This window comes from Streptococcus infantis ATCC 700779 (assembly GCF_000187465.1).
In the GTDB taxonomy this organism is placed as follows: Bacteria; Bacillota; Bacilli; order Lactobacillales; family Streptococcaceae; genus Streptococcus; species Streptococcus infantis.
Genome location: NZ_GL732439.1, coordinates 1,069,629 through 1,077,350, shown reverse-complemented (window position 1 = coordinate 1,077,350; position 7,722 = coordinate 1,069,629). Strand labels below are relative to the sequence as shown.

General features: G+C 39.4%; 10 protein-coding genes. 5 read left to right on the top strand and 5 right to left on the bottom strand.

What is annotated here, in order from left to right:
• Positions 1–128 precede the first annotated feature (128 nt).
• The 5 genes from gla to HMPREF9423_RS07815 all read left to right on the top strand — a co-directional run bounded on the left by gla (position 129) and on the right by HMPREF9423_RS07815 (position 4,851).
• Positions 129–1,034: an aquaglyceroporin Gla gene (gene gla / locus HMPREF9423_RS07835; protein ID WP_006148790.1), complete on the top strand. Its 906-nt coding sequence runs from the start codon at positions 129–131 to the stop codon at positions 1,032–1,034.
• Positions 1,035–1,197: 163 nt separating this feature from the next.
• The gene (locus HMPREF9423_RS07830; RefSeq protein WP_006148789.1) at positions 1,198–1,731 is read left to right on the top strand and encodes a YutD family protein; all 534 of its coding nucleotides are present in this window, start codon (positions 1,198–1,200) and stop codon (positions 1,729–1,731) included.
• A 16-nt stretch (positions 1,732–1,747) separates the two neighbouring features.
• Positions 1,748–2,833 carry a dual-specificity RNA methyltransferase RlmN gene (rlmN, locus tag HMPREF9423_RS07825; protein WP_006148788.1) on the top strand — a complete coding sequence of 362 codons (1,086 nt, stop codon included), beginning with the start codon at positions 1,748–1,750 and terminating at the stop codon, positions 2,831–2,833.
• A gap of 1 nt (position 2,834) precedes the next feature.
• On the top strand, positions 2,835–3,308 hold the full coding sequence (locus HMPREF9423_RS07820; RefSeq protein ID WP_006148785.1) for a VanZ family protein: 474 nt from the start codon (positions 2,835–2,837) through the stop codon (positions 3,306–3,308).
• Position 3,309: 1 nt separating this feature from the next.
• The gene (locus HMPREF9423_RS07815) at positions 3,310–4,851 is read left to right on the top strand and encodes an ABC-F family ATP-binding cassette domain-containing protein (RefSeq protein WP_006148784.1); all 1,542 of its coding nucleotides are present in this window, start codon (positions 3,310–3,312) and stop codon (positions 4,849–4,851) included.
• A gap of 61 nt (positions 4,852–4,912) precedes the next feature.
• On the opposite strand, the gene HMPREF9423_RS07810 is transcribed toward HMPREF9423_RS07815, so the two are convergent.
• From HMPREF9423_RS07810 to HMPREF9423_RS07795, 5 genes are all read right to left on the bottom strand, one after another.
• Entirely contained in the window at positions 4,913–5,152 is a 240-nt protein-coding gene (locus HMPREF9423_RS07810; RefSeq protein ID WP_006148783.1) for a zinc-ribbon domain-containing protein, read from the bottom strand.
• 33 nt (positions 5,153–5,185) lie between these two features.
• On the bottom strand, positions 5,186–5,992 hold the full coding sequence (locus HMPREF9423_RS07805; RefSeq protein ID WP_006155588.1) for a peptidylprolyl isomerase: 807 nt from the start codon (positions 5,990–5,992) through the stop codon (positions 5,186–5,188).
• 81 nt (positions 5,993–6,073) lie between these two features.
• The gene (locus HMPREF9423_RS12015) at positions 6,074–6,259 is read right to left on the bottom strand and encodes a DUF2798 domain-containing protein (RefSeq protein ID WP_029689707.1); all 186 of its coding nucleotides are present in this window, start codon (positions 6,257–6,259) and stop codon (positions 6,074–6,076) included.
• Positions 6,260–6,365: 106 nt separating this feature from the next.
• The gene (locus HMPREF9423_RS07800) at positions 6,366–6,590 is read right to left on the bottom strand and encodes a helix-turn-helix transcriptional regulator (RefSeq protein WP_001041097.1); all 225 of its coding nucleotides are present in this window, start codon (positions 6,588–6,590) and stop codon (positions 6,366–6,368) included.
• Between the two features lie 2 nt (positions 6,591–6,592).
• Positions 6,593–7,189, bottom strand: coding sequence for a hypothetical protein (locus tag HMPREF9423_RS07795; protein WP_006148781.1), 597 nt, complete (start codon positions 7,187–7,189; stop codon positions 6,593–6,595).
• Positions 7,190–7,722: the final 533 nt, after the last annotated feature.

The window sequence follows — 7,722 nt, the reverse complement described above, 5'->3', positions numbered from 1 at the left end:
TCGCACTCCCTTTTTAAAAGCCCTAAATAAAAGCGTTTCCATAGGATTCTTTTAGAAAATCTGTTGCTAAAAGCTTTAAAAATTGATAGAATAGGGATTGTCAAAAAAATATTAAGGAGAATCTATCAATGGATTTCGCATGGGCAGTCAAATATGCCACTGAATTTTTGGGAACAGCTATCTTGATTATCTTGGGTAATGGTGCAGTTGCCAACGTTGAACTTAAAGGTACGAAAGGTCACCAAAGTGGCTGGCTCGTTATCGCTGTTGGTTACGGTATGGGGGTTATGATCCCAGCTTTGATGTTTGGTAACGTTTCTGGTAACCACATCAACCCAGCCTTCACTCTTGGACTTGCAGTTAGCGGTCTCTTCCCTTGGTCACAAGTAGCCCAATACATCATCGCACAAGTTTTGGGAGCAATCTTCGGACAAGCCTTGGTTGTTGCGACTCACCGTCCATACTACTTGAAGACAGAAAACCCAAACAACATCTTGGGTACTTTCTCAACAATTTCAAGTATCGACCACGGTACAAAAGAATCACGTTATGCAGCAACTGTGAACGGATTTATCAATGAGTTTATTGGATCATTTGTTCTTTTCTTTGCAGCACTTGGTTTAACAAAGAACTTCTTTGGTGCTGAGTTAGTTACAAAAGCTCAAGCATTGATTAATGAACAAGTGGCACAAGCGACTGCTCAAGGTCAAACAATTCCTCAAGAACAAGTCGCTACATATCTTGAACAAGCAAAAACTCAAGTGGCTCCATTCTTGTCACCAGGTCTTGGTATCGCGCACTTGGCACTTGGTTTCCTAGTAATGGCCTTGGTAACATCTCTTGGTGGACCTTCAGGACCAGGTTTGAACCCAGCTCGTGACTTTGGACCACGTCTTCTTCACGCAGTACTTCCTAAATCAATCCTTGGTGAACACAAGGGTGATTCAAAATGGTGGTATGCTTGGGTACCAGTAGTTGCACCGATTGCTGCTGCTATTGCCGCTGTAGCACTTTTCAAATTACTTTACCTATAATACTTAAGAACTGGGTTTTCCCAGTTTTTTCTTTTTAGTACAGTTGTGTCTTATAGAATTAAAGGGTGAAATCGTCAGACTTTTTTCATTTTAAATCAAAAGATGTAAATATGGCAAAAATATGGTAAAATAGAGTATTAAGTAAACGTTAAAAAGGAATATTATGCGTAAAGAAATTGCACCTGAATTATATAATTACAATAAATTTCCTGGTCCAGAATTTCATCTATCTGGAGATAAAGTCGAGGCTGAAGGATTTACCTTCAACTTGGTTGAAAATAGTAAGGAAGCCTTTGATGCAACAGCTTTTACTCAACGCTTTTCGGAAGTTTTAAACAAGTATGATTATATTGTAGGAGACTGGAGCAATGAGCAGTTGCGCTTGCGAGGATTCTACAAGAATGAGCGAGCTGAAGAATCTCTCGAGAAAATCAGTCGTTTACAAGATTATCTACTCGAGTATTGTAGCTATGGATGTGCCTATTTTGTCTTAGAAAATGAGACACCGAAACGAGCACCATTTGACCAAAAAATGCGCAAGAAAGAAGAAGAGAAAGACAACCGTAAAGGGAAAAAGTCTTCTCAAAATAAGAAAAGAAATCATACGGACAAGAGAAATAGACGTCGTCGTAAAGAGCAGAAACCACAGAATGAAGAAAAGGGACAACGTCATTTCGTCATCCGTAAGAAAGACTAGAAAATAAGGAGAAAAGATGAAACCATCGATTTATAGTTTAACTCGTCATGGAATGCAAGAATGGATCTTAGAGCAAGGAGAAAAGAAATTCCGAGCGGATCAAATCTGGGAATGGCTTTACCGTAAACGTGTTCAGACATTTGAAGAAATGACTAACTTGTCTAAGGATTTGATTGCCAAACTCAACGAGCAGTTTGTAGTCAATCCCTTGAAACAACGTATCGTTCAAGAGTCAGCCGATGGTACTGTGAAGTATCTCTTTGAGTTGCCAGATGGTATGTTGATTGAGACTGTGCTTATGCGTCAACACTACGGCTTATCAGTCTGTGTAACGACTCAGGTTGGATGCAATATTGGTTGTACCTTCTGTGCGTCAGGTTTGATTAAAAAGCAACGGGACCTCAATAACGGAGAAATTGTAGCTCAAATTATGTTGGTTCAAAAATATTTTGACGAACGTGGACAAGATGAACGTGTTAGCCATATCGTTGTTATGGGGATTGGAGAACCATTTGATAACTACAATAACGTTTTGAACTTTATTCGTACCATCAATGATGACAAGGGAATGGCTATCGGTGCTCGTCATATCACCGTATCAACCTCTGGCTTGGCTCATAAGATTCGTGAGTTTGCCAATGAAGGAGTCCAGGTTAACCTTGCTGTTTCTCTTCATGCTCCAAACAATGAACTGCGTTCAAGCATTATGAAGATTAACCGTGCCTTTCCAATTGAAAAACTCTTTGCAGCGATTGAGTATTATATCGAAACAACCAACCGCCGTGTAACTTTTGAGTATATCATGCTTAATGAAGTCAATGATGGAGTTGAACAAGCACTTGAGTTGGCAGAATTGCTCAAGAATATTAAGAAATTGTCATATGTCAACTTGATTCCTTACAACCCGGTCAGTGAGCACGACCAATACAGTCGTAGTCCGAAAGAGCGTGTCATGGCTTTCTATGATACACTCAAGAAAAAAGGCGTCAACTGTGTTGTTCGTCAAGAACACGGTACAGATATCGATGCCGCATGCGGACAATTGCGTTCAAATACCATGAAACGTGATCGCCAAAAAGCAGTAGCTGAAGTAAATCCATAAGATGAATCGAAAAAAATTACTAGGCCTGGGAATCGTGCTATACAGTCTTTGTATCGTCTGTTTTTGTTTTACTCCCCAGCCTCAACTTCCTACAGGAGTGGAAACTCCAGGTATTCAAACTTTTGGACGCCTGGTTTTTCTTTTGACGCCTTTTAACTCCCTTTGGAATCTGGGAGAAGTAACCAGCTTTTTACAGCTCTTTTGGATCTTTTTACAAAATGCTTTAAATATCCTCTTGCTCTTCCCATTAATTTTCCAGCTTCTCTATCTTATACCTGCTCTAAGAAAAACGAAGCGTGTGATTTTGTTTAGCTTTTTATTGAGCTTGGGAATCGAATGCACACAGCTAGTTTTAGACTTTTTCTTTGATTTCAATCGGGTCTTTGAGATTGATGATTTATGGACCAACACTTTGGGTGGTTACCTGGCTTGGGTCCTCTATAAACTACTACATAAAAACAAGATAAGGAATTAAAATGAGTATCTTAGAAGTAAAAAATTTAAGTCACGGTTTTGGTGACCGTGCGATTTTTGAAGACGTATCCTTCCGTCTCCTAAAAGGTGAACATATCGGTCTGGTCGGTGCTAATGGTGAAGGGAAATCAACCTTCATGAGCATCGTGACTGGTAAGTTGGTACCTGATGAAGGTAAGGTGGAATGGTCCAAATATGTGACAGCAGGTTATCTGGACCAGCATGCAGTTCTCAAAGAAGGTCAAACCGTGCGTGACGTTCTTCGCACTGCCTTTGACGAATTATTCAAAGCTGAAGCTCGGATTAATGACCTTTATATGGAAATGGCAGAAGAGGGCGCAGATATTGATGCATTGATGGAAGAAGTTGGCGAACTTCAGGACCGTTTGGAAAGCCGTGACTTCTATACCTTGGATGCTAAGATTGACGAAGTCGCGCGTGCTCTTGGTGTCATGGATTATGGTATGGATACGGACGTAACAGCCTTATCTGGTGGACAAAGAACCAAGGTACTTTTGGCCAAACTTCTTCTTGAAAAGCCAGATATCCTACTTCTTGATGAGCCAACCAACTATCTAGATGCAGAGCATATTGACTGGCTCAAGCGTTATCTGCAGAACTATGAAAATGCCTTTGTTCTTATCTCGCACGATATTCCATTCCTGAATGATGTGATCAATATCGTATATCACGTTGAAAATCAACAGTTAACTCGTTATTCTGGAGATTACTACCAGTTCCAAGAAGTCTATGCCATGAAGAAATCACAGCTAGAGGCAGCCTATGAACGTCAACAGAAGGAAATTGCTGACCTCAAGGATTTCGTAGCCCGTAATAAGGCGCGTGTTGCTACTCGTAATATGGCTATGTCTCGCCAGAAGAAATTGGATAAGATGGACATTATCGAACTTCAAAGTGAGAAACCAAAGCCGTCCTTTGATTTTAAACCAGCTCGCACACCTGGACGCTTTATCTTCCAAACCAAAGACTTACAGATTGGTTACGACCGCCCACTTACAAAGCCATTAAATCTTACCTTTGAGCGCAATCAAAAGGTTGCCATCATCGGTGCCAATGGTATCGGTAAAACAACCCTCTTGAAGTCTCTTTTGGGCATTATTCCACCCATTGCTGGTGAAGTTGAACGCGGTGATTATCTAGAACTCGGCTACTTTGAACAAGAAGTGGAAGGTGGCAATCGCCAGACACCTTTAGAAGCTGTTTGGAATGCCTTTCCAGCTCTCAACCAAGCAGAAGTTCGTGCAGCCCTAGCCCGCTGTGGTTTGACAACGAAGCATATCGAAAGCCAGATTCAAGTTCTATCAGGTGGAGAACAAGCCAAGGTTCGTTTCTGTCTCTTGATGAATCGTGAGAACAATGTCCTTGTTCTAGACGAACCTACCAATCACCTGGATGTGGATGCTAAGGATGAGCTCAAACGAGCTCTAAAAGAGTATAAGGGCTCTATCCTTATGGTCTGCCACGAACCAGACTTCTATGAAGGCTGGATGGATCAAATCTGGGACTTCAATGATCTAGCATAAAAAGAGAAACTCGCAAAACTAGAATAGGAAAAAGCCAAGTCTGTGTGACTTGGCTTTTTGACTAGTAATTCAAATAGGTTTCAATCTCAGACTTTTGAATTTCTTTACCGTAGTGACAAATCGGGCAAGAAACGAAATAGGTTTTACCATAAGGGAAGAGCGGAATCCAGTAAAGAGTAAACTTACGTCCGTATTCCGTAATTTCCCAAGTACCAAGATTGTTACAATGACCACATTCGATAGCAGTTTGTGTATGTCCCAACACTTTTTGGTAACCTTTTGACCCCCAAAATAGAATCATTTTAACATCTCCTTATAGTTATAGTTAATGGTGTTATTGTTTACTGAAATCGTAGTCTTTAACAATTTCGATACTGTCGATAGTGATAGCAGTAGTCGGCTTGTCTTTTTCATCTTTTTCAGCCTTAGCAATTTTATCTACAACGTCCATCCCATCGATTACTTGACCAAAGACTGGGTGTTTTCCATCAAGAGTTGGATTTCCGCCTTCTTTGTAGGCTTCGATAATTTTCTTAGGATAGCTACTTGTAGGAAGTTTAGCAGAATAGTCTGTTGTACTTTGGTTGATGAAGAATTGGCTACCATTTGAGCTTGGTTGACCAGTATTGGCCATGGATAGGGAACCACGGATATTATAGAGGTATGGAGAGATTTCATTTTTAAAACCGGTTCCCTTGTCCTTGGTTTTGTCTTTATCATGCCAGATAGATTCACCACCTGTTCCATCTCCCTTAGGATCTCCGGTTTGTACCATAAATCCGTCAATCACACGGTGGAACGTAACCCCATTGTAGTAGCCTTCCTTAGCGTGAGTAAGGAAGTTTTCAACGGCAAGTGGAGCTAACTTTGGAAAGAGCTTGATACGGATATCGCCTAGGCTTGTGTGGAGGATAGCTTCAGCCTCGTCTTCAGCAACTTCCTTAGAAAGTTGAGGGAAGTTAGCATTTTCGTTTGTTAAGGCGTCTTTCAAATCTTTTTCTGCTTGGGCAGTCGCTTTTGAACTTTCCTCAGCAGCAATCTTAGAATCTACGTAATCATCTCCACGAAGCGCACGTTGGATACTTGTACATCCACCGAGGGCAAATGTTGAGATGAGTAGTAGTGTAGCTAATTTTTTCATGTTATTCCTTTCAAAATTCATTTCTACCATTGTACCGTAAAAGAAAGGGGATTTCAAATATTAGTAGTTTACAGAACTGGCTTAGATAATAGTTGGGATTTCATCATCATCTTTAAAATCATCAACTTCTTCTTCCCCAGTAAATGGTTTCTGAAAAGAACTTAGTATAAAACGGGCAATTGGTCCAACAATTAGGAAATTTAGAGGAAGAGCCGCAATAAAGTTTACGGTCCAGGCACTTAGATAGGTCTTGGGTGTGATAGCAATGCCATAAGAATTACTATATTTTAAAAGAGCACATTTTCAAAGGATTTTTTCTTTTGGCTTCAATTCCTAATGAATCAATGAACTTAATGCTAAATCTCGAAAAGAATTATGCTTCCTCTTTCTGTCTGAGTTCAAAGAGGTCTTCTACTTTCAGATTAAAAACTTGAGCAATTTTAAGAGCCATTTCCAGTGAAGGATTGTAACGGTTATTTTCCAAGTGCAGAATTGTCTCGCGTCGCATGCCGATGAGGTCGGCTAACTCCTGCTGGGTCATGCCTGTGGACTCACGAACAGATTTGAGATTAGTAATAATCTTGCTTTCTTTGGCCATGCTTATCCTCTCCGTTCTAAGATAAGATAGACAACCGCAAAGATGCAAATCAAGGCAGCTATGCTAATAAAGATCTGGCCCATGTAAAGAGAGAGAGACCCCATATACCCAATGATAACTGCTAGGATTATCAGTGCGCCTAGTATAAAAACAAACATCAAGCTAGCTGCCTTGGCTAAATTAGCATAAAAGCGTTCGTCCGGAGTTTCCTTGACATTTTTCAAAGAGAAAAAACCAAATACAATCACTTCAATAACGAGGCCAATTCCCAAAATCCATTCTTTAATACCAGAACTTACGCTTGGGGTCGCAACCCAAATCCCTACTGTATAAAAAATGCTTGCTGCAAACAAAAGTATCGTGTAAAGCTTAGCAGACAAGTCGAAAATAGTCTTTCCCTTACCCTTCTGAATCTTATGAGGTCGTGGTTTCATATGTAGCCAGCCCCAAATAGCTACAATCTGACTTAACACTGAAATACCAACAATAACTAACTTGGGTCCCCAACTAAGATTAGAACCAAATAAAACAATAAAATCAATAGAGAGAGCTACGGCAATCATTGAAATGAGGCCACGCATTTTTTGACTTTTTTTCATGATAGACTCCTTTTTTGTGTTATAAATATATCACACTTAAATTTTATGTTATAAATATATCACACTTAAATTTAGAAAGCAAGAATTTTATGTGTCAATGTGGCAATTATTTGAAAAAATTTTTTAATTAAAGACCTCGCTAGTCAAACAACTAAAGAATTCTTTGAAGCAATGCATCGGATTTGGTTTGGATAGTTTGGTTAATAATATCTGATGATAAAGAATTTTTTTAAAATCTAGATACTGTATGCATCTCTGCTTTTTTTCTTAGACTGTTATAAAGTCTGTCAGAATAAGCTTTGTAGGTGTAGAAGTTAATTTTTACAGAAGTGAAGTAAGCATTCAATACGAATCAATACATAAGAAAAACGCTGATTTCAAGCGTTTTTTCTTTTTTCAATTTTAATACATTTCACTATATTTCAGTCCAATCTCTACCTTCTTATCTATACTTTGATGGAGCTGAAGTTGACATCTACAAAGTTTAATGTTAGAATACATTCAAAAATATATTTGAATGAGGTGTTTTATGA